The sequence below is a fragment of the Streptomyces aurantiaciflavus genome (assembly GCF_049808595.1).
Taxonomy (GTDB): domain Bacteria; phylum Actinomycetota; class Actinomycetes; order Streptomycetales; family Streptomycetaceae; genus Streptomyces.
On the sequence record NZ_JBNCAQ010000027.1, the window covers coordinates 11,925 to 32,167 of the forward strand.

Annotated in this window: 21 protein-coding genes; 11 read left to right on the plus strand and 10 right to left on the minus strand. The window is 73.3% G+C overall.

Features of this window, described 5'->3' with window-relative positions; genetic code table 11:
* Genes ACPT94_RS28620 through ACPT94_RS28630 form a run of 3 tightly spaced genes read left to right on the plus strand, consistent with a single transcriptional unit; the run spans nucleotide 1 to nucleotide 3,142 of the window.
* On the plus strand, nucleotides 1-393 hold the full coding sequence (locus ACPT94_RS28620) for an anti-sigma regulatory factor (protein WP_360339478.1): 393 nt from the start codon (nucleotides 1-3) through the stop codon (nucleotides 391-393).
* Nucleotides 393-1,436, plus strand: a complete 1,044-nt coding sequence (locus ACPT94_RS28625) for an anti-sigma regulatory factor (protein WP_425247204.1) — start codon at nucleotides 393-395, stop codon at nucleotides 1,434-1,436. Before ACPT94_RS28620 ends, ACPT94_RS28625 begins: the two co-directional genes overlap by 1 nt.
* A complete protein-coding gene (locus ACPT94_RS28630; RefSeq protein WP_425247170.1) occupies nucleotides 1,433-3,142 on the plus strand; it encodes a PP2C family protein-serine/threonine phosphatase in 1,710 nt (569 codons plus the stop codon). Before ACPT94_RS28625 ends, ACPT94_RS28630 begins: the two co-directional genes overlap by 4 nt.
* A gap of 7 nt (nucleotides 3,143-3,149) precedes the next feature.
* Here ACPT94_RS28630 and ACPT94_RS28635 read toward each other — a convergent pair whose 3' ends face one another.
* Nucleotides 3,150-3,626, minus strand: a complete 477-nt coding sequence (locus ACPT94_RS28635) for a MarR family transcriptional regulator (RefSeq protein WP_425247171.1) — start codon at nucleotides 3,624-3,626, stop codon at nucleotides 3,150-3,152.
* 242 nt (nucleotides 3,627-3,868) lie between these two features.
* Between ACPT94_RS28635 and ACPT94_RS28640 the strand changes: the two genes are divergently transcribed.
* Together ACPT94_RS28640 and ACPT94_RS28645 are read left to right on the plus strand one after the other, a co-directional pair.
* The gene (locus tag ACPT94_RS28640) at nucleotides 3,869-5,254 is read left to right on the plus strand and encodes an NAD(P)/FAD-dependent oxidoreductase (RefSeq protein ID WP_360339109.1); all 1,386 of its coding nucleotides are present in this window, start codon (nucleotides 3,869-3,871) and stop codon (nucleotides 5,252-5,254) included.
* Nucleotides 5,255-5,323: 69 nt separating this feature from the next.
* A complete protein-coding gene (locus tag ACPT94_RS28645) occupies nucleotides 5,324-7,525 on the plus strand; it encodes an FUSC family protein (RefSeq protein WP_425247205.1) in 2,202 nt (733 codons plus the stop codon).
* 15 nt (nucleotides 7,526-7,540) lie between these two features.
* Here the strand turns inward: ACPT94_RS28645 and ACPT94_RS28650 are convergent, their stop codons facing one another.
* The 5 genes from ACPT94_RS28650 to ACPT94_RS28670 form a co-directional block, all read right to left on the minus strand.
* Nucleotides 7,541-7,972: a hypothetical protein gene (locus ACPT94_RS28650; protein WP_360339112.1), complete on the minus strand. Its 432-nt coding sequence runs from the start codon at nucleotides 7,970-7,972 to the stop codon at nucleotides 7,541-7,543.
* A gap of 29 nt (nucleotides 7,973-8,001) precedes the next feature.
* On the minus strand, nucleotides 8,002-8,841 hold the full coding sequence (locus ACPT94_RS28655) for a DUF1206 domain-containing protein (protein ID WP_425247172.1): 840 nt from the start codon (nucleotides 8,839-8,841) through the stop codon (nucleotides 8,002-8,004).
* A 336-nt stretch (nucleotides 8,842-9,177) separates the two neighbouring features.
* On the minus strand, nucleotides 9,178-9,420 hold the full coding sequence (locus tag ACPT94_RS28660; RefSeq protein WP_360339118.1) for a DUF5133 domain-containing protein: 243 nt from the start codon (nucleotides 9,418-9,420) through the stop codon (nucleotides 9,178-9,180).
* A gap of 65 nt (nucleotides 9,421-9,485) precedes the next feature.
* On the minus strand, nucleotides 9,486-10,322 hold the full coding sequence (locus ACPT94_RS28665) for a SigB/SigF/SigG family RNA polymerase sigma factor (RefSeq protein ID WP_360339121.1): 837 nt from the start codon (nucleotides 10,320-10,322) through the stop codon (nucleotides 9,486-9,488).
* Nucleotides 10,323-10,668: 346 nt separating this feature from the next.
* The gene (locus ACPT94_RS28670) at nucleotides 10,669-11,112 is read right to left on the minus strand and encodes an ATP-binding protein (protein ID WP_360339124.1); all 444 of its coding nucleotides are present in this window, start codon (nucleotides 11,110-11,112) and stop codon (nucleotides 10,669-10,671) included.
* 340 nt (nucleotides 11,113-11,452) lie between these two features.
* Here ACPT94_RS28670 and ACPT94_RS28675 point away from each other — a divergent pair, with 340 nt between their 5' ends.
* The 3 genes from ACPT94_RS28675 (at nucleotide 11,453) to ACPT94_RS28685 (ending at nucleotide 13,979) form a co-directional block, all read left to right on the plus strand.
* Nucleotides 11,453-11,674: a hypothetical protein gene (locus ACPT94_RS28675; protein WP_360339127.1), complete on the plus strand. Its 222-nt coding sequence runs from the start codon at nucleotides 11,453-11,455 to the stop codon at nucleotides 11,672-11,674.
* A gap of 58 nt (nucleotides 11,675-11,732) precedes the next feature.
* Nucleotides 11,733-13,211, plus strand: coding sequence for an aminotransferase class I/II-fold pyridoxal phosphate-dependent enzyme (locus tag ACPT94_RS28680; RefSeq protein ID WP_425247173.1), 1,479 nt, complete (start codon nucleotides 11,733-11,735; stop codon nucleotides 13,209-13,211).
* Nucleotides 13,212-13,523: 312 nt separating this feature from the next.
* The gene (locus ACPT94_RS28685; RefSeq protein WP_360339135.1) at nucleotides 13,524-13,979 is read left to right on the plus strand and encodes a cyclic nucleotide-binding domain-containing protein; all 456 of its coding nucleotides are present in this window, start codon (nucleotides 13,524-13,526) and stop codon (nucleotides 13,977-13,979) included.
* A gap of 234 nt (nucleotides 13,980-14,213) precedes the next feature.
* Here the strand turns inward: ACPT94_RS28685 and ACPT94_RS28690 are convergent, their stop codons facing one another.
* Nucleotides 14,214-15,527 carry an MFS transporter gene (locus ACPT94_RS28690; protein ID WP_360339140.1) on the minus strand — a complete coding sequence of 438 codons (1,314 nt, stop codon included), beginning with the start codon at nucleotides 15,525-15,527 and terminating at the stop codon, nucleotides 14,214-14,216.
* Between the two features lie 116 nt (nucleotides 15,528-15,643).
* Nucleotides 15,644-16,258, minus strand: coding sequence for a LysE/ArgO family amino acid transporter (locus ACPT94_RS28695; protein WP_425247174.1), 615 nt, complete (start codon nucleotides 16,256-16,258; stop codon nucleotides 15,644-15,646).
* A gap of 69 nt (nucleotides 16,259-16,327) precedes the next feature.
* On the opposite strand from ACPT94_RS28695, the gene ACPT94_RS28700 reads away from it, so the two are divergent.
* A complete protein-coding gene (locus ACPT94_RS28700) occupies nucleotides 16,328-17,239 on the plus strand; it encodes a LysR family transcriptional regulator ArgP (protein ID WP_425247206.1) in 912 nt (303 codons plus the stop codon).
* A gap of 18 nt (nucleotides 17,240-17,257) precedes the next feature.
* Here the strand turns inward: ACPT94_RS28700 and ACPT94_RS28705 are convergent, their stop codons facing one another.
* Entirely contained in the window at nucleotides 17,258-17,968 is a 711-nt protein-coding gene (locus ACPT94_RS28705; protein WP_360339149.1) for a TetR/AcrR family transcriptional regulator, read from the minus strand.
* Between the two features lie 172 nt (nucleotides 17,969-18,140).
* On the opposite strand from ACPT94_RS28705, the gene ACPT94_RS28710 reads away from it, so the two are divergent.
* Together ACPT94_RS28710 and ACPT94_RS28715 are read left to right on the plus strand one after the other, a co-directional pair.
* Nucleotides 18,141-19,358, plus strand: coding sequence for a saccharopine dehydrogenase family protein (locus ACPT94_RS28710; RefSeq protein ID WP_360339152.1), 1,218 nt, complete (start codon nucleotides 18,141-18,143; stop codon nucleotides 19,356-19,358).
* Nucleotides 19,359-19,487: 129 nt separating this feature from the next.
* Nucleotides 19,488-19,736 (plus strand): WhiB family transcriptional regulator, encoded by a 249-nt coding sequence (locus ACPT94_RS28715; RefSeq protein ID WP_360339155.1) that lies wholly within the window; start codon nucleotides 19,488-19,490, stop codon nucleotides 19,734-19,736.
* Nucleotides 19,737-19,779: 43 nt separating this feature from the next.
* Here the strand turns inward: ACPT94_RS28715 and ACPT94_RS28720 are convergent, their stop codons facing one another.
* Nucleotides 19,780-20,226 (minus strand): DUF6098 family protein, encoded by a 447-nt coding sequence (locus tag ACPT94_RS28720; protein WP_360339158.1) that lies wholly within the window; start codon nucleotides 20,224-20,226, stop codon nucleotides 19,780-19,782.
* Nucleotides 20,227-20,243 lie beyond the last annotated feature (17 nt).

Consider the following 20,243-nt stretch of genomic DNA (forward strand, 5'->3'; position numbering starts at 1 on the left):
ATGGACCTGGTGTGGGTACGGCAGCATGTGCGGCAGTCCGCCGCCGCGCTCGGCTTCAGCCTGGTCGAGCAGACGAAGCTGGTCACCGCGGCCAGCGAACTGGCCCGCAACACGCTGGTGTACGGCGGGGGCGGGGAGGTGGAGACCGTGCGCGTCGCCGACGGGCGCGCCCAGGGGCTGCGGCTGACGTTCACGGACGACGGGCCGGGCATCGCCGACCTGGAGCAGGCGCTGAGCGACGGCTACACCTCCGGCGACGGGCTGGGGATGGGCCTGGGCGGGGCGCGGCGGCTGGTGCACGAGTTCGCCATCGACAGCACGCCCGGAGCGGGCACGACGGTCACGGTGACCTCATGGGCGACCCGGCCTCCCCGGCCGCGCGAGGAGTCCTGATGCCGCGCGTGTGGGACGTCCCGGTGCACGACCCGACGCGGGTGCGCGACGCGCGGGTGGCCGCGGAGGAGGCTGCGGCGCTCGTGGGCCTCGACGACTCGCGTACGGCGGCCGCGGCGCTGGTGGCGACGGAGCTGGCCACCAACCTCCTCAAGCACGCCCGCGGTGGCCAGGTCCTCGTGGACACGGTGGCGCCGCCCAGCGGGCGGGGCGGACTGGTCGTACAGATCGCCGCCGTCGACCACGGGCCGGGCATGGCCGACGTCGCGGCGGCGCTCGGCGACGGGTTCTCGACGACGGGCTCGCTGGGGGCCGGGCTGGGGACCTGCCGGCGGGTGGCCGACGACTTCGATCTGCACAGCGTCCTGGGGCGGGGCACGGTCGCGCTGGCCCGTGTCGGCGCCGCCGCGGGGACGTCCGCCGCGGAGCGGGTGCCCGCGCGGGCCGGCGGGGTGAACATCCCCTTCGCCGGCGCCGACTGCTCCGGGGACGCCTGGACCTGGGTGTACGCCGACGACCGGCTGACGCTGATGCTGGCGGACGGGCTGGGCCATGGTCCGGAGGCGGCCCGGGCCTCGACCGCGGCGGTCGAGGAGCTGCACCGCTCGGCCCGCCTCGCGCCCGCCGAGACGCTGCGCCGCCTCCACGACGCGCTGCGCGGCACCCGGGGCGCGGCCGTGGGGCTGGCCCAGCTCGACGTGTGGGCCGGGCGGCTGCGGTTCGCCGGGATCGGGAACGTGGGGGCGCGGCTGCGGGAGGGCGGCTCCTGGCGTCATCTGCTCTCGCGGCCCGGCATCGTCGGCGTGCACCGCCCGGCGACGCTGCCCGAGACAGAGGTGCCCTGGGGAGCGGACCGGCTGCTGATCCTGCACAGCGACGGTCTGCCGAGCCGGTGGGTGCCGCCCTCCGACGCCCGCCTGTTGGCGGCCGACCCGGCCGTCACCGCCGCGGTGACCGTGCGCGACGCCAGCAGCTCCGCGCGCCCGGTGCGTGACGACACCGCCGTGGCCGTCCTGTCCCCGACCCCGCCGGACCGCCCATGATGCGTACCTGGCAGATCAGCACCGTCACCGACGCGGCGCGTGCCCGGATCGCGACCGCGCGGCTCGCCGCCGCGTTCGGCGTCACGCCGGTGGAGCGGGCGCGGCTGGCGGCCGCGCTCAGCGGTCGGCTGCGCCAGTGTCTGACCAAGGGCGGCACCTGGCAGCTCGCCCTGGAGACCACCGGAGGCCGCCTGCACGTCGAGGTCGCCCCCTCCCCCGCCGCCGGTGAGCCGCCGTGGCACGTCACCGTGGACTGCCCCGAGCCGGCGGCCGCCGCCGTCTCCACCGGGGTGACCGACGATCCCGGGGCCCTGGCGGAGGCCCTGCTGGGCGCCGACGAGGACACCGCGGTCGTGCTGGACAGGCTCGCCGAGCAGGAGGAGCTGGTCGCCTTCCACCGGGAGGAGCTGCACCAGACCAACCAGGGCGTCCTGGTGCTGCACGCCGAGCTGGACGCGGCCGGGCGGGCCCAGCGCGAGGCGTTCGCGGCGGAGCGCGCGGCCCGGCAGGAGGCGGAGAGCGCCCGGCGCCGGCTGACGTTCCTGGCCGACGCCAGTGCGGTGCTGACGGCCTCCCTCAACCACGAGGAGATCGTGCGCCGGCTGCCCGAGCTGCTGGTGCCCGAGTACGCCCGCACGGTCGACGTCTGGCTCTTCGACGCCGAGGACGACCGGCACCCGCCGACCACGCAGCCGGCGGCCGCCGTGGTCGCCGCGCGCACCGGACGGCCCCAGTACGCGGGCGACCATCCCGGCGGCCTGCCGGGGGTGGACGACCAGCCGCCGTCGGCGCTGCATCCCACCCGGCCGCTGCTGTGCGTCCCGCTGCCGACGCGGCGCGCGCCGCTGGGTGTGCTGACGCTGACGCCGCCGGGCGAGCGCTGGGACCCGGACGACGCCGTCATGCTGATCGAGCTGACCCGGCGGGCCAGCATCGCGATCGACAACGCGCGGCGTTTCGAGCACAACCGGGACATCGCCAAGACGCTCCAGCGCGCCCTGCTGACCGACCTGCCGACGACTCCGGGGCTGCGGCTGGCGGCCCGCTATCTGCCGGCGACGTACGGGCTGAACATCGGCGGCGACTGGTACGACGCCTTCCGCCAGCCCGACGGCAGCCTGATCACCGTCATCGGCGACGTGACCGGGCACGGGCTGCACGCGGCGGTGATGATGAGCCAGCTGCGGACCGCGCTGCGGGCGTACGCGGTGGACGGCGGCAGTCCGGGCGTGCTGCTGACGCGGCTGCACACCTTCCTGCACCACCTCCAGCCCGATCTGTACGCGACGGCCGTCATCGCCCGCTTCCAGCCCGGTGAGCCGGTGCTGACGTGGGCGGCCGCCGGGCATCCGCCGCCCGTGCTGCGCGAGCCCGACGGGCGGGTGCGGACGCTGGACGCCAAGCCGGGGGCGATGCTGGGCATCCCGCTGCGGCAGGAGATCGTCGACCACACGGTCCCGCTGGTGCCGGGTTCGACGCTGGCGCTGTACACGGACGGGCTGGTCGAGCGACGCGCCCAGGGCATAGACCCGGGCATCGAGCGGCTCGCGGCGGCGCTCGGCGGGTTCCGCACCGAGGAGCTGGACACGGACCTGGACGGCTCGGCGGAGCGCATCCTGGACCCGATGCTGAGCGACTCCGAGCGAGACGACGACGTGTGTCTGCTGCTGTGTCACATCGACAGCCACCCGGTGCCGGGGCCCTGAGGGACGGTCAGTCGTCCGACCGCGCGATGTGCGCCGCCTGCTCGTAGGCGCACAGACCGTGCTCCAGGGCGGTGCGCTGCGCCGTGGACATGCCCTCGAACACGGCCGCCAGCCGTCGTACGCGCCGCTCGGTGACGTCGGCGAGGACGCGCCGGCCGTAGGGGGTCAGGACGAGTTGCACCTCGCGCCGGTTGCGCGGCGGCACGGTCCGCTCCAGCAGTCCGGCCGCCTCCAGCCGGTCGCACAGCCGGCTCGCGGTGGGCAGGCCGACGCCGAGGTGCTCGGCCAGGGCGGTCAGATTGAGCTCCGGGCGGCGCCGGACCGTCCTCAGGGCGAGCAACTGCCGGGCGGGCAGCCGTGGCGTGGTCTCCTCGGCCGCCGCGAGCCAGCCGGCCACCAGGCTCTCCACCGCGTCGGCGACCCGCCGGGCCATCGCCTCCCGGCTCTCCCGCCGGCCGTCGTCGGAGCCCTCCGCTCGCCCCACGTCACGACCCTCCGGCCACCGCACTCGTCATGTTCGTCGGCCTACCCGGAGGTCCGGGGCGTACACGAGCCGTTCGCCGGGTACGACGGGGACCTCAGGAGAAACGTTCGTCTGCATGCGCCGTCCGGCTGGCGGAACCACTTCGGTCGCGGTGGGATCGGTGGGACGGACCAGGTGCGAAGGAGCCCTCGGGCGGGCACGCGCATGACGTCGAGGCAGACCGCCTGGAGCCGCAGAAAGGGATGGACATCGTGACACGACCCAGGATCCTGGTGGTGGGCGCGGGTTTCGCGGGAGTGGGGTGCGTTCGGCGTCTGGAACGCAAACTCGCCCCCGACGAGGCCGACGTCACCCTGGTGACACCGTTCAGCTACCAGCTCTATCTGCCGCTGCTGCCACAGGTCGCCTCCGGCGTTCTGACGCCCCAGTCGATCGCTCTGTCGTTGCGCCGCAGCAAGAAGTACCGCACCCGGATCATCCCCGGCGGCGCGATCGGCGTGGACCTCAGGTCGAAGGTCTGCGTGATCCGCACCATCACCGACCAGATCGTCAACGAGCCGTACGACTACATCGTGCTGGCTCCCGGCAGCATCACACGGACCTTCGACATCCCGGGGCTGACCGAGCACGCCTTCGGGATGAAGACGCTCGCGGAGGCCGCCTACATCCGCGATCACGTCATCACCCAGCTCGACCTCGCCGACGCCAGCCAGGACCCCGCCGAGCGGGCCTCCCGGCTGCAGTTCGTGGTCGTCGGCGGCGGCTACGCGGGCACCGAGACCGCCGCCTGTCTGCAACTGCTCACGCACAACGCGGTCAAGCGCTACCCCCGGCTGGACCCGGGGCTGATCAAGTGGCACCTGATCGACATCGCGCCGAAGCTGATGCCGGAGCTCGGCGACAAGCTCGGGCGCAGCGCGCAGGAGGTGCTGCGCAGGCGCGGGATCGAGATCTCGCTGGGCGTCTCCATCGCCAAGGCCGGGCCGGAGGAGGTCACCTTCACGGACGGGCGGGTCATCCCGACCCACACGCTGATCTGGACCGCGGGCGTCGTCGCGAGCCCGCTGATGGCCACCCTCGGCGCGGAGACGGTCCGCGGGCGCCTGGCCGTCACCTCGGAGATGTGCCTGCCGGGCCACGACGGGGTGTTCGCGCTCGGGGACGCGGCCGCGGTGCCCGACGAGGCCAAGGGCGAGGAAGGGGCGGTCTGCCCGCCGACGGCGCAGCACGCGATGCGGCAGGGCAAGGCCGTCGCCGACAACGTGCTGGCCACGCTGCGGGGTCAGCCGATGAAGCCGTACGTGCACAAGGACCTCGGGCTGGTCGTCGATCTCGGCGGCACCGACGCCGTCTCCAAGCCGCTCGGCGTCGAGCTGCGGGGGCTGCCCGCGCAGGCCGTGGCGCGCGGCTACCACTGGTCGGCGCTGCGCACCAACGTGGCGAAGGCGCGGGTGCTGACGAACTGGACGCTGAACGCGCTGGCGGGCGACGATTTCGTCCGCACCGGCTTCCAGTCGCGCCGGCCCGCCAAGCTGAAGGACTTCGAGTACACCGACAGTTATCTGACCCCGGAGCAGGTGCGGGCACAGGTGGAGGGCGGCGCGGGCACGGATTCCGAAGCCGGGTGAGGCGGGGCGGAGACAGGCGGGAGAGGGTACGGCGGCGTGAAGGCGGCGGCACGGTCGTTCTGGGCGGGAATGCGGGACCGGGTCGCGGCGTCGGATCCGGGGCTGCTGCGGCTGACGGCCGGGCTGCGGACGGTGGGCGCGCTCGCCCTGACGCTGGCCGTCCTCTCCCTGCTGGGCGCGGCCGTGACGCACCTGGTCGCGGGGGCCATCGCGGCGATGGTCGCCACCTTCGCCATCCGGGAGAAACAGCGCGACCGGCAGGCGGTCACCCTCGCACTGGGTCTGCCGGTGGCGCTGGCCTCGCTGTCGCTGGCGGCGCTGCTCAGCTCCCGGCTGATCGCCGGTGACGTCGTCTTCGTCGTCCTCATCTTCTGCGCGGTCTACGGCCGCCGGTTCGGCGACCGGGGCACCGCGTTCGGCCTGATCGGTTTCCAGGTCTACTTCATGGCCCTGTTCGTGGGCGCGACCGCGGCGACGCTGCCCGGGTTCTGCGGGGCGGTCGCCGTCGCGTTCGGGTGCAGCGCGGTGGCGCGCTTCGTGCTGGTGCCGCAGACCCCGGCGGGGGTCTTCGAGCGGCTGCGGCAGGCGTTCCGGGCGCGGCTCGCGCGGTTGCTCGACGCCCAGCTCGTGCTGTTCGACGCCGGCCCGGACGAGGTGGAGAGGGCGCTGGCCCATGTGCGGGAGGGCACCGCCCGGCTGCACGAGACGGCCATGCTGATCCAGAGCCGGCTGGAGGAGGGCACCCCGGACGAGGCGACGGCGCGGCTGGTGCAGCGCCGGATCGCCGACGCGGAGATCGCCGCCGAGCGGCTGGGCCTGCTGCTGCTCACGGCGCGCAGCGCGCGGCGGGCGGACACGCTGACCCTGCACCTGCCCGGCGCACCGGTTCCGGAGGCCGGCCGGCTGCCGGTGCGGGAGGAGGCGACCGACGTCCTGCGCCGCGACCTGCGGGCGCTGCGTCTGCTCGTACGGCATCCCGTCGCCGACGGCACCGGGCTGGCGCAGGTCCGCAACCGGCTCCTCGGGTACCGCGAGGAGGAGAACCTGCCCGGTGCTTCACCGGCCGTGCAGGACGTCTTCCGGGGCGTCGGTGAGGCGGCCCGTGCGGTGCTGGGGCTGCGGGTCGCGCTCGACGGTCCGCAGGACGAGTCCGACGACAGCCCCGAGACGGCCCGCTCCCGCGAGGAGCTGGACGCGGAGGACGCGGCCATCGCGGGGAACGAGACGGAGGCTCAGGAGGCCACGGGCCTGCGCCGGCCCACGACCCGGGCGGCCGTGCAGGTCGCCGTCGGGTCGACGCTGGCGATCGCCGGCGGCGAGCTGCTCTCCACGCACCGCTGGTACTGGGCGGTGCTGACCTGCTGGATCGTGTTCATCAACACCGCGTCCACCGGCGAGATCATGGTCAAGGGCTACGGGCGGCTGCTGGGGACCGTGCTCGGGGTGGTCGCGGGCATCGGGCTCGCGGGACTGGTGGGCCACCACACCTGGACGGCGTTCGCGGTGGTGCTGCTGTGCGTGTTCGCCATGTTCTACACGGCGCCGCTGTCGCACACGCTGATGTCGTTCTTCGTCACCGCGGCGCTGGGGGTGTTGTACACGCTGCTGAACACCTACAGCCCGTCGGTGCTCGTGCTGCGGGTGGAGGAGACGGCCCTGGGGGTGGCCTGCGGGGTCGTGGCGGCGGCGCTGGTGCTGCCGGTGCAGACGGACCGGCGTACGAACGAGCTGCTGACGGCGGTCCTGGACCGGCTGACCGATGTCACCGAGGGAGCCGTGGACCAGCTCAGCGGTGGGCCCCCGGCCGATCTGCTGGACCGGGCGCGGGACCTGGACCAGGCGCTGGCCGATCTGCGGGCGGCCACGCAGCCGCTGACCCATCCGGTCACGCCACTGCGGACCCGGCGGGACACCGCCCGTTACGTGGTCGCGCTGCTGGAGACCTGCGCCTACCACGCGCGCTCGCTGGCGGCCACGGCCGAACTGCTGCCGACCCATCCGTCGATCGCGGCGGATCCGCGGCTGCGCGGGGCCGGGCAGCGCATCCTGCACAACATCGGCGCGATCGCCGGGCACGTCGCGGACGAGCGCAGCGCCGCCGAGGTGCGGACCGGGGCGAGCATCGCCTCGCTGCTGAAGCCCGGCACGCTCGGGGCGCCGCGCTACGACCGGGTCACCGACCGGGTGCTGCGGCATCTGCAACGCCTGGACGAGGCGGTGGTCGGTCTGGCCCGGCCGTTGCGGGTTCCGGTGGAGCAGCCGGGGAAGTGAGGCCGGCCCACGGGGTCAGAAGTCCGTGGGCAGACCGCTCGCGGCGGCGATGCCGCGCAGTTCCTCGGTGTCGCTCTGGCGCCGGCGGATACAGCCGGCGATCTCGGCGAGACGCGTCGGGTCGGAGGCGGTGACCGCGTCGGTGACGACCCGGACCGGGCCGGTTCCGTCGACGTGGATCTCCACCAGCTGGTTGTCCAGCCGACCCGTCACGGCCGTGGCGATGACCAGGGCGGCCTCGTCGCGGACCTCCTGGGGCAGGTCCTCGGTGTCCTGCGGATCCAGCGCGAAGTCGAGGCTCTCGGGTGGTTGTTCGTCGAGGGCGCGCAGGGCGGGCGCGACGACCTTGAGCAACATCTCGAAGTCCTCGCTGTCCATGCGGACGCGGAGGAGGTCGAGGTACATGTCCACGGGTCGTCCGTCCGGCGGGAACTCGGATTCGTTCATTTCCCCCGGGTTCCCCCGCAGGCGGATGTTCAGACCTTGCGCCAGCGGGCCATGGCGAACGAGAACAGCCCGAAGAGCACGAGCCCGGCCGCGACGCAGGCCAGCAGCCCCGGTCCGACGGGGGTGCCGGCGAAGGAACGGAGGGTGTCGTCGAGGCCCTTGGCCTTGTCCGGCTGGTAGTCGACCGCGGCCCGTACGGCGGAGGCGCCGGCGGCGGCGAACACCAGGCCGCGGGCCCCGCCGCCGCCCACGCCGGTGACGTCCACCAGACGGCGGACGCGGGGGGACATCTCCCCCAGCCGCATCTTGTCCCGGTAGGCGCGCATCACGGCGCGCCCGCCGATCCAGATGCCCACGACGACGACGGCGGCGCCCGCCGCGCCGACGACCCACTGGCCGGCGGGCACCTTCAGCAGGCGGGCCGTGACGTCCCGGGACTGCTCGTCGCTGGAGCCGCCCCCGCCGCCCGAGCCCGCGGCGAACGCGAGGACGGAGTAGGCCACGAAGGAGTAGAAGCCGCACCGGACGAGCGCCAGCAGCCGCTTCTTCGCCTTCCGGCCGTCGGGCCCCACCGAGCCGAAGACCACCTCCGACAGGCGCCACAGGGCCATGCCGACCAGGCCGATGCCGAGGGCCCACAGCAGGACGGAGCCGAAGGGCTTGGCGGAGAGTTCCGCCAGGGCGCCCTGGCGGTCGGCCTGCTGTCTCTTGTTCTCGCCGAAGGCGATCTGCAGGGCCAGCACCCCGACGAGCAGATAGATCACCCCCCGCGCGGTCAGCCCCGCCCTGGCGGCCCACCTGGTGCCCGACCCCCGCGCCGCCCGCTCGGCCTCGGCCTTGCCATTGCTCGCCAGGACACCAGCGTTCATCCTCGACCTCCCCGAAAAGTCCTGGAAATGCGGATGCCCCGGCTCGGCCTCGGCACACTCGGGCGAGCGGCGCTGCCTGACGTGGTGGTTCCCCCTGCACTGACGGACTCGGCGCCGTGAGGCGCCACCCCACCGGGCACGGGCCCGCGGGGCGCCGTGAGCCGAGCCGCATGCCCCCACCCCAGTGCACGCGGCCTCCGCGGAAGGGCGCGGTAGGTCCCCCCGGCCGGCTGCGCCGCGCATTCCCGAAACCGGCTCTCCCCCCGGCACACAGGCGCCACACACACGGGCGCCCCACCGCGGTGATCCTCCGCGATGGGGCGCCCGTGGGCCCGTTCAGGCGTACACGTGAGGTCCTTCATCGATGCACGGCCGCGTCCCCGCGTCGGCGTCCGCCGCTGCCGCCAGCCAGCGGTGGGCCACTTCGAGAGCGAGGGTGACGTCGCGCGTTCCGGTGGAGACGCACAGGGTGTAGGCGAGGTCCTGCGCCCGGGCGTTCGACTCGACGGATCCGGTCGCCGTCTCGGCCTCGTACTCGTCCATGAGGGCGCGCAGGACGGCGGGGTGCGGCATCAGCATCGGTGTGCTCCTTGTCCGTGACGAAGTCGGTGACGCGGGGGCGCCGACGGGCGCCGGTCGCGGGGTCAGCTCTGACCTCCCTGTCGGCCGAGGGCCTCTTCCCGCACCTGGGCGCAGCTGCGGCTGATGAGGCGGGAGACGTGCATCTGGGAGATGCCCAGGCGGTCGGCGATGCGGCTCTGGGTCATGTCCTCGAAGAAGCGCATGTAGAGGATGGCCCGCTCGCGTTCCGGCAGGCGCCGCAGGCTCTCCTTGGCGGACTCCCGGTCGACCACGATGTCGTACGAGGCGTCGGGGCCGCCGAGGGTGTCGGCGAGGCTGTAGCCGTCGTCGCCGGCGGGGAGCTCGGCGTCCAGCGACAGGGTGCTGAAGCTCTCCAAGGCCTCCAGTCCGGCGCCGACCTCTTCCTCGGTGAGTCCCGTGTGGGCGGCGATGTCGGCGACCGAGGGCTCCGGCGCACCCGGGTTCTGGGCGAGCTCACGGCGGGCGACGCGCACCTTGTTGCGGAGTTCCTGCACCCGGCGCGGCACGCGCAGCGCCCACATCCGGTCCCGGAAGTGCCGCTTGATCTCGCCGGTGATGGTGGGCACGGCATAGCTCTCGAAGGCGCCGCGGTCGGGGTCGAAGCGGTCGACGGCCTTCACCAGGCCGAGCGCCGCCACCTGGCGGAGGTCCTCGATCGCCTCGCCCCGGTCGCGGAACCGGCCGGCGATGCGGTGGGCCATGGGCAGCCAGGCGGTGACGATCTCGTCGCGCACGGCGTCCCGCTCGGGCCCCTCCTCCAGGGTGATCAGGCGGGCGAAGAGACGTGCGGTGTCGGGAGCGTCGTCGTGGGTCCGGCGCGACTGCGCGGTCGTGGGGGCAGGCGTGGCAGGACGGCTTGTCGACATGTCGATGAGCATGCGGAATCGCTCCTGAACGGTCGTTTCAGGGATTGGCCACGGGAGAGCTGCTGTCGGCCGGGGCGTACGGAGCGCCCCGGAGCAGCGATGCCGCTCCCGCTGGCGCGCCTCCGGTCCGAAGCACGAACCTCCGTCTGCCCTTCACCCGGAGGAACAAACTCCGCCCGCCGGAAAGGGGTTGGGGCGTTCCGGGCAGGCCGTCGCGGTCGGCCGGAACGACGCCATGACAGCCGTCCGGTGGATCGGCCGGAACGGCGCCACGGCAGTTGTCCGGAACCATGCCACGGCACCCCTTCGGAGCGGGAGAACGGTGGCCGTCACGGGGCACGTCGGAACACCGGGCCCGTCAGAACACGGGGACGACGGCCGTGATCCGCTTGCCGCCGGACGGCAGGTCGGACACCCTGACGTCCCGGGCCAGCCGGCAGACGATCGGCCAGCCGCGTCCTCCGGTGCGGCGGCGTCCCTCCTCGTCGAGCGGGTCGCCGGCCACCGGCAGCCGGTCGCTGCGGTCGCTGACGGAGACCCGTACGTCCTGGTCGTCGACGTCGACGTCGAAGTCGGTGACGCCGCCGCCGTGGAGGATGGCGTTGGTCGTGAGTTCCGAGGCCACGAGCAGGGCGTCGGAGAGGGCCTCCTCGTCGTAGGGGCAGCCCATGGCGCCGCAGCGCCCGGCGACGGCGCGCCGGATGGCGGTGCGGACGTCGGACGGCCGGCAGGGCCGCTGTCCTGCGCACCGCACCGGGCGGTCCGGTGCGTCGGCGCGGTCGGTGGAGTGGTTGACACGCATCCTTTCGCTCCCCTGATGCTTTCCCGACTGGTCTGTGGGCCGCTGGGTCGACCGACGGCTTGCCACATGACCGACCGCCCCCTGGGCCCTATGAAGAAACTGAGAACCGCTGTGAGAAACAAGCACGCTGCACAAGCGCTCGAAGCGCTGCGCGCGCCCCGCCGAGGACGACGGACGGATCCGCCGTCGCTTCGCCCGGCTCGGTGGCCGCGCCCGGCCCTCTCCCCGCCGGACGGCGCGACCCCCTCTGTTTCGGCTGGCCCCCGATCGCCCTGCCAAACCTGTCGATCGGGCATCGCCCGGGGGTCATCGAACCGCCCGGCGTGGGTACGCGGAGGACATGGCGGATGTCGTGGACTCGGACGAACTGCTGCGCCGCATCCAGCGCGCCAGGTCCTGCGCGCGTGAGGAGCTGCGGACCTGGCGAGGCCGGGGCGAGGAACTGGGAAGGACCGACCCGGACGCGGCGCGCGACGCGCATGTGCGGGCTCTGGCCTACGAGGCGGTACTCGACGTCCTGGACGAGGTCCTGACGCCGGGCCATCACCCGGCAGAGCCCTGACCAGGTCTTCTGCGCTCGACTCGATTGGCGGGCGGGCTCGGCGGGAACCCGGGTGCTCATGACAGCCGACCACACTCGCGCACCCGTACTGGAAGCCCTCGTCGACTATCACCGCCAGGGGCGGTTGGCGTTCTCGCCGCCCGGGCACAAGCAGGCCCGTGGTGCCGATCCCGAGGTGCGGGAGGTGCTGGGGGACGCGGTCTTCCTCGGTGACGTGCTGGCGTCGGGCGGGCTCGACGACCGGCTGACGCGCGGCCGGGTTCTGGAGCGGGCCGAGGAACTGATGGCGGACGCGGTCCACGCCGACCACACGTTCTTCTCGACGTGCGGGAGCTCCCTGTCGGTCAAGGCCGCGATGCTGTCCGTGGCCGGCCCGCACGAGAAGCTGCTGATCGGGCGGGACGCGCACAAGTCGGTGGTGTCGGGTCTGATCCTCTCCGGGATCGAGCCCGTCTGGGTCGAGCCGCAGTGGGACGCCGACCGGCACCTGGCGCATCCGCCGTCCGCCGAGAAGTTCGAGAAGGCGTTCGAGGTCCACCCCGACGCGAAGGGAGCCCTGGTCACCAGTCCGACGCCGTACGGGGCGAGCGCGGATCTGCGGGCGATCGCCGAGGTCTGCCACCGCCGCTCCGTGCCGCTGATCGTGGACGAGGCGTGGGGGGCGCATCTGCCCTTCCACCCGGATCTGCCGTCCTGGGCGATGGACGCGGGCGCCGACATCTGCGTGACCAGCATCCACAAGATGGGCAGCGGACTGGAACAGGGCTCCGTCTTCCATCTGCAGGGCGACCTCGTCCCGGCGGAGCTGCTGAAGATGCGCGCGGACCTGTTGGGCACCACCAGCCCCTCGGTGCTGCTGTACGCCGGGCTCGACGGCTGGCGGCGGCAGATGCGTCTGCGCGGCGAGGAGCTCATGGGCACGGCTCTCGACCTCGCGGCCGAGGTGCGGGCCGCCGTCGAGCAGATCGACGGGCTGCACGTCAACGACCGCGACGACTTCTGCGGCCCGGGCCGGGCGGACGACCTCGACCCGCTGCCCGTCGTCATCGACCTCGCCGGGCTCGGCATCTCGGGCTTCCAGGCCGCGGACTGGCTGCGCGAGCACCGGGCCATGGACATGCACCTGTCGGACCATCGCCGGGTCGGCGCGCAGATCACCCACGGCGACGACCGTGAGACGACCGGCGAGCTGCTCGCCGCCCTCCAGGACCTCACGGACGCGGCGCCGGACCTGCGGCCCGCCCCTCGGATGGAGGTGCCTGCGCCGTCCGAACTGCGGCTGGCGCAGGGGCTGTTGCCCCGGGACGCGTTCTTCGGGCCGGCCGAGCACGTGCCGGTGTCCGAGGCGGCCGGCCGGGTCGCCGCCGAGATGATCACGCCGTATCCGCCCGGGATTCCCGCCGTTCTGCCCGGTGAGCGGCTGACCGAGCCCGTGCTGCGCTATCTGCGCACCGGTCTGGAGGCGGGCATGAACCTGCCCGATGCGACCGACCCGGAGTTCAGGACGATCAGGGTCGTCACGAGGGACGCGGAGTGAGGCGGTGGGGGGCCGGAACCGGCTGCGGAGTGAAACCGGTCACGTGACCCGCTTCTGGTTGCGCAAAATCGCCGCGAATGGTTTACGGTTCACTCATACGTGGTGACGGGGTCGAACGCACTCCCGCCTCACCACCCTTGACGGCCCTGGCTGGCTTCCCCCGTCCAGCCAGGGCTTTTCTCTGCCCATCGCCGGAAGTTCCGTCCGCCGAGGTGCCCGGGGCGTGCGCAGCGGCTGAAATGGGTGGAAGCGAAACCCGGAATCCCCCTCCGGGTGCACCCCGGACCCATCGCCGGCGAGGAGCCCCGCGCCATGACCAAAGCGACGAAACTGCTGACCGCCCTCCCCCCACCCCAGCGCCAGCGTCTGATGTCCCTCGCACGGGAGGTGTCCTTCCCGGAGGACACCCGGATCTTCGAGGCGGGCGGCAGGGCCGACCGCTTCTGGGTCATCCGCTCCGGCGCCGTCTCGCTCACCCAGCAGGTCACGTCCATACAGCGGGTCACGGTCGCCGGCCTCGGCGCCGGTGACCTGCTCGGCTGGTCCTGGCTGTTCCCGCCCTACCAGTGGGACTTCGGCGCGGAGGCCTTCAGCCCGGTGCGGGCCTACGAGTTCGAGGCGCAGCCGGTGCTCAAGCTCAGCGAGGAGGATCCGGCGCTCGGGCTGTCGCTGGTGCGGATCGTGGCCGAAATCCTCGCTCACCGCCTGGAGATGACCCGGGGCAAGCTCATGGAGCAGTACGGGATCCACCGGCGCGGCGTCATCTAGGGCCTCTTGCCAAAGTGGCGTCGCGCGGCAGGCGCCACTTTCGCAACAGGCCCTGGCCAGGACGTGTCCGGCGGATCAGGTCGCAGGGAACCGGCGGTGACTCGTCGTCTGCGGCGTGATCCGCCGGACAGGCCCCAGGTGCCCCGCGGATCCGCCGCGGACGCGGGTGCTTGCGAGGCCCCGGACGTTCCCGTGACCTGGTCCGGCGCGTCCCGACCGGGCGGGCCCCTGGCCTCAGACGCGGTAGCGGCGCAGGGCCGGCACCGCCGCCGCCAGGCCCAGCATCACGGCGACCACCAGCAGGCCGCCGCCCGCGACGGCCGCCCGTGGGCCGAAGGCGGCGCCCGCGGTGCCGTGCAGGACGTCGGCCAGGCGCGGGCCGCCCGCGACGACCACGGTGAAGACCCCCTGCATACGGCCGCGCATCTCGTCGGTGGCGGCGGAGAGCAGGATCGCGCCGCGGAAGACCATGGAGACCATGTCGGCCACCCCGGCCACGGCGAGGAAGACGACGGCGAGCCAGAGGCTGCCGCTCAGTCCGAAGCCGGCGATCGACGCGCCCCAGGCGACGACCGCGCCGATGACCATCCAGCCGTGCCGCCGGGCCCGGGAGAACGTGCCGGAGAACAGCCCGCCCAGCACCGCGCCGATGGGGATCGCCGCGAACAGCAGGCCGAGGGCGCGGCCCTCGCCGTAGGGCGCGTAGGTCTCAGCGGCGAGCTGCGGGAACAGGGCGCGGGGCATGCCGAAGACCATGGCGATGACATCGGCGAGGAAGGACAGCAGCAGCACCTTGTGCCGGGATATGTAGCGGAAGCCCTCCGCGATCTCCCGGACCCCGGCGCGCCGGGCGGTCGAGGCGGCGAGCGGCGGCAGCGCGGGCAGGCGGACGACGGCCCACAGCGTGACGCACAGGGCGAGGGCGTCGATGAGGTAGAGGTCGGACAGGCCGATGACGGGGATCAGGGCACCCGCCAGCAGGGGTCCGGCGACCAGGCCGGTCTGCATGACGGTGGAGCCGAGGGCGTTGGCGGCGGCCAGCTCCTGCGCCGGGACCAGGCGGGCGATGGAGGCGTTGCGGGCGGGCGAGTTGAGGCCGAAGAACGCCTGCTGCACCGCGAGCAGCACCATCAGCACCGGCACCGAGTCCAGCCCCGAGACGGCCTGGAGCCAGAACAGCACCGAGGTGACGGCGATGCCGGTGTTGGTGATCAGCAGCAGCCTGCGCCGGTCCATCGTGTCGGCGACCGCGCCGCCCCACAGGGCGAACAGCACCATCGGCAGCAGACCGGCGAGGCTGGCGTAGCCGACCCAGGCGGAGGAGCCGGTGATGTCGTAGATCTGCTTGGGGACGGCGACGGCGGTGAGCTGGCTGCCGACGGCCGTGACGATCGTCGAGGACCACAGGCGGCGGTAGGCGGGCCGGCGCAGCGGGCGGGTGTCCATCGCCCAACGGCGCCAGCCGCGTCGGGGGCGGTCCCGCGGGTCCGGGTCGGTCCCGGTCCCGGTCCCGGTCTCGGGTGGGGTGCTGCTCTCGCTCGTGTCCACAGGCTTCCTGATTGCTGGTTACAACCTTTTGTCGGTGGATCACTATCGCAGCATTTCCTGTGGTGTCGCGGCCCTCATGGACGGGCGATCTCAGCTTTCGGACACTCGGGTTCTTCTCAGGCTCCCGCGACGAGGGTGACGCCGAGGGCGATCATCGTGACGGCGACCAGTCCGTCCAGGACGCGCCAGGCGGCCGGCCGGGCCAGGAAGCGGCTGAGCAGCCGGGCGCCGAAGCCGAGCGCCGCGAACCAGCAGAGGCTGGCGAGCGCGGCGCCGAGGCCGAAGGTCCAGCGCAGCGGTCCACGGTCGGCGGCGACGGTGCCGAGCAGGAAGACGGTGTCGAGGTAGACGTGCGGGTTCAGCCACGTCATGGCCAGACAGGTGAGCACCGCCCGCCGCCGTGAGCCCGTGGCATCGCCGTCCGTCGTCAGGGCCCCGCCCGGTGTGAGCACCCGGCGGGCGGCGAGGGCGCCGTAACAGAGCAGGAAGGCGCCGCCGATCCAGGCGACGGCGGTCAGCGCTCCCGGCCAGGCCACCACCAGCGCTCCCACCCCGGCCACGCCGAGCGCGATGAGCAGGGCGTCGGACAGGGCGCAGATCCCGACGACGGCGAGGACGGCGTCGCGGCGGATGCCCTGACGCAGGACGAAGGCGTTCTGGGCGCCGATGGCGACGATGAGCGAGAGGCCGGTGCCGAATCCGGCGGCAGCGGCGGCGAGAGCGGGCGTCATGGCGTCCACGCTAGAGAGCGGATCACTACAGATACAGCTAAAGATTCTTACGTATCATTAGCCCTCGTGATGACGGACCTCTCCCTGGACCTTCCGCTCGACCAGGTGCGCACGCTGCTCGCGGTGATCGACGAGGGCACCTTCGACGCGGCGGCCGCCGCCCTGCACGTGACGCCGTCGGCGGTGAGCCAGCGGGTGAAGGCGCTGGAGCAGCGCACCGGCCGGGTCCTGCTGCTGCGCACGAAGCCGGTGCGGCCCACGGAGTCCGGCGAGATCGTCGTCCGGTTCGCCCGGCAGCTGGCCCGGCTGGAGCGCGACACGCGGTCCGAGCTGGGCATGAGCGGCGCAGGAGAGCCGACACGCGTGACCGTCGCCGTGAACGCGGACTCCCTCGCCACCTGGTTCCTGCCGGCCCTGACCCGCGTACCGCAGGAGCCGCCGCTCTGTTTCGAGCTGCACCGCGAGGACGAGACACGCACGGCTCAGCTGCTGCGGGAGGGCCTGGTGATGGCCGCGGTGACCTCCTCGGCCGACCCGGTGACCGGGTGCTCCGTGCGGCAGCTCGGCCGGATGCGCTACCTCGCCGCGGCCGCCCCCGGCTTCACCGCCCGGCACCTGGAGGGCAGCCCGCTGCATGAAGCCCTGGCCCAGGCGCCCGTGGTGACCTTCGACCGGAGCGACGATCTCCAGGACGCGTTCGTGCGCCGGCTGCGGCGCGGCGCGGGCGGCGCGAGCGCCGTACGACACGCCGTGCCGACCTCGGAGGGTTTCCTCGACGCCGTGGTGGCCGGGCTCGGCTGGGGCATGGTGCCCGAGGTGGAGGCAGGTCCGCTGCTGGCGGCCGGACGCCTGACCTCCCTCGCGCCCGATCGGCCGCTGGACGTCCCGTTGTACTGGCAGCAGTGGAAGCTCGACTCACCGGCGCTGGCGGCACTGGCGGACGCGGTCGTCGAGACCGCCAGGGAGGCCCTGCGCAGCTGACGTCCCGGCACAGCCCGACTAGGCGGCCTCCAGCGCCGCGAGCCGGGCCGCCGCGCTGTCCAGCAGCATCTCCAGGGCCGTCGGATAGGCGCTGGTGACCATGCGGGTCGACAGCAGGGGGGCCGCCTCGGCGATCCGCGGGTGGGTGGTGGCGGGCAGACGGGCGTAGGTCGAGCGCCAGACGGCGTCGTCGGCCCGCTGCGAGGCGCGCGGCAGCGCCAGCGCCGCCGCGTCCAGGGCGGCGAAGGCCAGCGTCTGGTCGATGAAGGCGTGGTAGATCCGCACGGTGTCCGGCAGCGGGAAACCGGCCCTGCGCAGGACGTCCAGGACGGCCTCGTCGGCGGCCAGTTCGTTCGCCCGGCCGGTGACGCGGCTCGCGGTGAGCTGGGCGGCCTGCGGGTGGGCGACGTACGCCTCGTGGATGCGCAGCCCGACGGCGTGCAGGTCCGCCCGCCACTGCCCCGTCGGCTCCCAGCCGCGCAGGGCCTGCCCGATCAGCGCGTCGCCGATGGCGAGGGTGAGGTCGTCCATGCCCCGGAAGTACCGGTAGAGGGTGCTGGGGTCGCAGTCGAGGGCCAGGCCGAGACGGCGGGCGGTGAGCCCTGCGCTGCCGTGCTCACGCAGCAGGCGCAGCGCGGCCTCGACGATGAGCCGCTCGGACAGGACGGTGCCGCTCCTGGTGGGCCGCCGACGACGCCGCTTCTCCTCGGGCACGACCTGTTTCGGCACGACATCTCCCATTATGTCCCGGTTCTTATGCCAACGCCATTGACCTTAAGCGGGCGGACGGCGTTGGATCCAGGGCAGCGCGCTGACCGACAGACCTCTTCATCGACTTATCGACCTGTGTCGACCTGTGTCGACCTTTCGACAGTCGACCTACCGGCAGGGAGTTCCCGTCATGCGTGTACTGCTCGTGGGGGCCGGCGGTGTGGGCACCGCCATCACCCGGATCGCGGCCCGGCGTCCGTTCTTCGAGGCGATGGTCGTCGCCGACTACGACCCGGACCGCGCCGCCGCCGCGGTCGCGGCCCTCGACGGCGACGAGCGGTTCCTCGCCGAGCGCGTCGACGCGAGCGACGAGGCGGCGGTGACCCGCCTGCTCGCCGACCACCGCTGCGACGTCCTGCTCAACGCCACCGACCCGCGCTTCGTGCTGCCCCTCTTCCAGGCGGCCCGCACGGCCGGCGCCACCTACGTCGACATGGCGATGTCGCTCTCGCGCCCCCACCCGGAGCGCCCGTACGAGGAGTGCGGGATCAAGCTCGGCGACGCGCAGTTCACGCAGGCCGCCGACTGGGAGAACGCGGGCGCGCTGGCCGTCGTCGGCATGGGGGTGGAGCCCGGCCTGTCGGACGTCTTCGCGCGGTACGCGGCCGACGAACTCTTCGACGAGATCGAGGAGATCGGCGTCCGCGACGGCGCGAACCTCACCGTCGAAGGCCATGACTTCGCGCCCTCCTTCAACATCTGGACCACGATCGAGGAGTGCCTGAACCCGCCGGTGATCTACGAGGCCGACCGCGGCTGGTTCACCACCGAGCCGTTCAGCGAGCCGGAGGTGTTCGACTTCCCTGAGGGCATCGGCCCCGTCGAGTGCGTGAACGTGGAGCACGAGGAGGTGCTGCTCGTGCCCCGCTGGGTCGACGCACGCCGGGTCACCTTCAAGTACGGCCTGGGCCGGGAGTTCGTCGAGACGCTGAAGACGCTGCACCGGCTGGAACTGGACCGCACCGCCCCCGTGACGGTGCCGAGCGCGGCGGGCCCGGTGCCGGTCTCGCCCCGGGACGTCGTCGCCGCCTGTCTGCCCGACCCGGCGTCGCTGGGCGAGCGTATGCACGGCAAGACGTGCGCCGGGACGTGGGTGCGGGGCGTGAAGGACGGCGCGCCCCGCGAGGTGTACCTGTACCACGTGGTCGACAACCAGTGGTCGATGGCCGAGTACGGCAGCCAGGCCGTGGTGTGGCAGACGGCCGTCAACCCGGTCGTCGCCCTCGAACTGCTCGCCAACGGCGCGTGGTCCGGCGTGGGCGTGCTGGGCCCGGAGGCGTTCCCGGCCCGCCCCTTCCTCGACCTGCTGACGGCGTACGGCTCGCCGTGGGGCATGCGGGAGCAGTGAACGACCCCGCCGGTGCTGTGAACGTCTTCCGGGCCCGGCGTTGTTTCACTCCCGCCCCGCCGGTGACCCGATCGGGAGCAACCGACCTATCCGGAAAAGCACATACGACTTCGATCGCAGGTGACTTCGATGGACGACTGGCGACAGCATGCCGCGTGCCGCCACGAGGACCCGGACCTCTTCTTCCCGATCGGCACCTCGGGGCCGGCACTGCTGCAGACGGAACAGGCGAAGGCGGTCTGCCGACGCTGCCCGGTGCGGGAACCGTGCCTGGAGTGGGCGATGGAGACGGATCAGACCCTCGGGGTCTGGGGCGGGACGAGCGAGACGGAACGACGCGCCCTCAAGCGGCGCATCAAGGCGCGACGCAGTTCCTGACCCCGGCCGGGTCCGCGCCGGTGGGCGCCTGGGGGGCCGGCCCTCACCGGCCCCTCCGGCGCAGCGGCCCCCACTCGGCCTCCTGCCGCGCCACCTCGGCGCGCGCCTCCTCGATCGCGTCGGGGTCGATCCAGCACAGCGGCCGCACATCGGCCACGAGTGGCTCGTTGTCGGGGCCCCGGCCCGTCTCCCGGCCCGTCAGGATCCAGGGGCGGACACCGGGGCCCTTGTCGTGCGGCAGGTGCGCGTAGTCGTAGAGCCTGCGGGCCACCCACAGGGTGCGGGAGCGGTCCTCCCACCAGTCCTCGACGTCGAGGGGGTTGGCGGACAGGCCGGGCATCGGGACGCCGGTGAGTTCGTCCGTGCTGGAGACCGACCCGAGGTCGGCCTCCGGGCCGCGCGACCAACGGACGAACAGGCCCGCTCGCCGTTCGACCAGGTCGGCCAGTTCGGCCAGGGCGTGTACGACCGGCAGGTCGTCCGAGCACATGGCGTGACCTCCCTCTT

What these genes read in the sequence shown, in the direction of transcription:
- ACPT94_RS28720 (WP_360339158.1), bottom strand. Translation starts at nt 20,226, where the DNA reads ATGTGCTCGGACGACCTGCCGGTCGTACACGCCCTGGCCGAACTGGCC.
- ACPT94_RS28645 (WP_425247205.1), top strand. Translation starts at nt 5,324, where the DNA reads ATGCGGGACCGGGTCGCGGCGTCGGATCCGGGGCTGCTGCGGCTGACG.
- ACPT94_RS28625 (WP_425247204.1), top strand. Translation starts at nt 393, where the DNA reads ATGCCGCGCGTGTGGGACGTCCCGGTGCACGACCCGACGCGGGTGCGC.
- ACPT94_RS28665 (WP_360339121.1), bottom strand. Translation starts at nt 10,322, where the DNA reads ATGCTCATCGACATGTCGACAAGCCGTCCTGCCACGCCTGCCCCCACG.
- ACPT94_RS28675 (WP_360339127.1), top strand. Translation starts at nt 11,453, where the DNA reads ATGGCGGATGTCGTGGACTCGGACGAACTGCTGCGCCGCATCCAGCGC.
- ACPT94_RS28630 (WP_425247170.1), top strand. Translation starts at nt 1,433, where the DNA reads ATGATGCGTACCTGGCAGATCAGCACCGTCACCGACGCGGCGCGTGCC.
- ACPT94_RS28640 (WP_360339109.1), top strand. Translation starts at nt 3,869, where the DNA reads ATGGACATCGTGACACGACCCAGGATCCTGGTGGTGGGCGCGGGTTTC.
- ACPT94_RS28695 (WP_425247174.1), bottom strand. Translation starts at nt 16,258, where the DNA reads ATGACGCCCGCTCTCGCCGCCGCTGCCGCCGGATTCGGCACCGGCCTC.
- ACPT94_RS28680 (WP_425247173.1), top strand. Translation starts at nt 11,733, where the DNA reads ATGACAGCCGACCACACTCGCGCACCCGTACTGGAAGCCCTCGTCGAC.
- ACPT94_RS28660 (WP_360339118.1), bottom strand. Translation starts at nt 9,420, where the DNA reads ATGCTGATGCCGCACCCCGCCGTCCTGCGCGCCCTCATGGACGAGTAC.
- ACPT94_RS28715 (WP_360339155.1), top strand. Translation starts at nt 19,488, where the DNA reads ATGGACGACTGGCGACAGCATGCCGCGTGCCGCCACGAGGACCCGGAC.
- ACPT94_RS28620 (WP_360339478.1), top strand. Translation starts at nt 1, where the DNA reads ATGGACCTGGTGTGGGTACGGCAGCATGTGCGGCAGTCCGCCGCCGCG.
- ACPT94_RS28700 (WP_425247206.1), top strand. Translation starts at nt 16,328, where the DNA reads ATGACGGACCTCTCCCTGGACCTTCCGCTCGACCAGGTGCGCACGCTG.
- ACPT94_RS28655 (WP_425247172.1), bottom strand. Translation starts at nt 8,841, where the DNA reads ATGAACGCTGGTGTCCTGGCGAGCAATGGCAAGGCCGAGGCCGAGCGG.
- ACPT94_RS28710 (WP_360339152.1), top strand. Translation starts at nt 18,141, where the DNA reads ATGCGTGTACTGCTCGTGGGGGCCGGCGGTGTGGGCACCGCCATCACC.
- ACPT94_RS28670 (WP_360339124.1), bottom strand. Translation starts at nt 11,112, where the DNA reads ATGCGTGTCAACCACTCCACCGACCGCGCCGACGCACCGGACCGCCCG.
- ACPT94_RS28650 (WP_360339112.1), bottom strand. Translation starts at nt 7,972, where the DNA reads ATGAACGAATCCGAGTTCCCGCCGGACGGACGACCCGTGGACATGTAC.
- ACPT94_RS28685 (WP_360339135.1), top strand. Translation starts at nt 13,524, where the DNA reads ATGACCAAAGCGACGAAACTGCTGACCGCCCTCCCCCCACCCCAGCGC.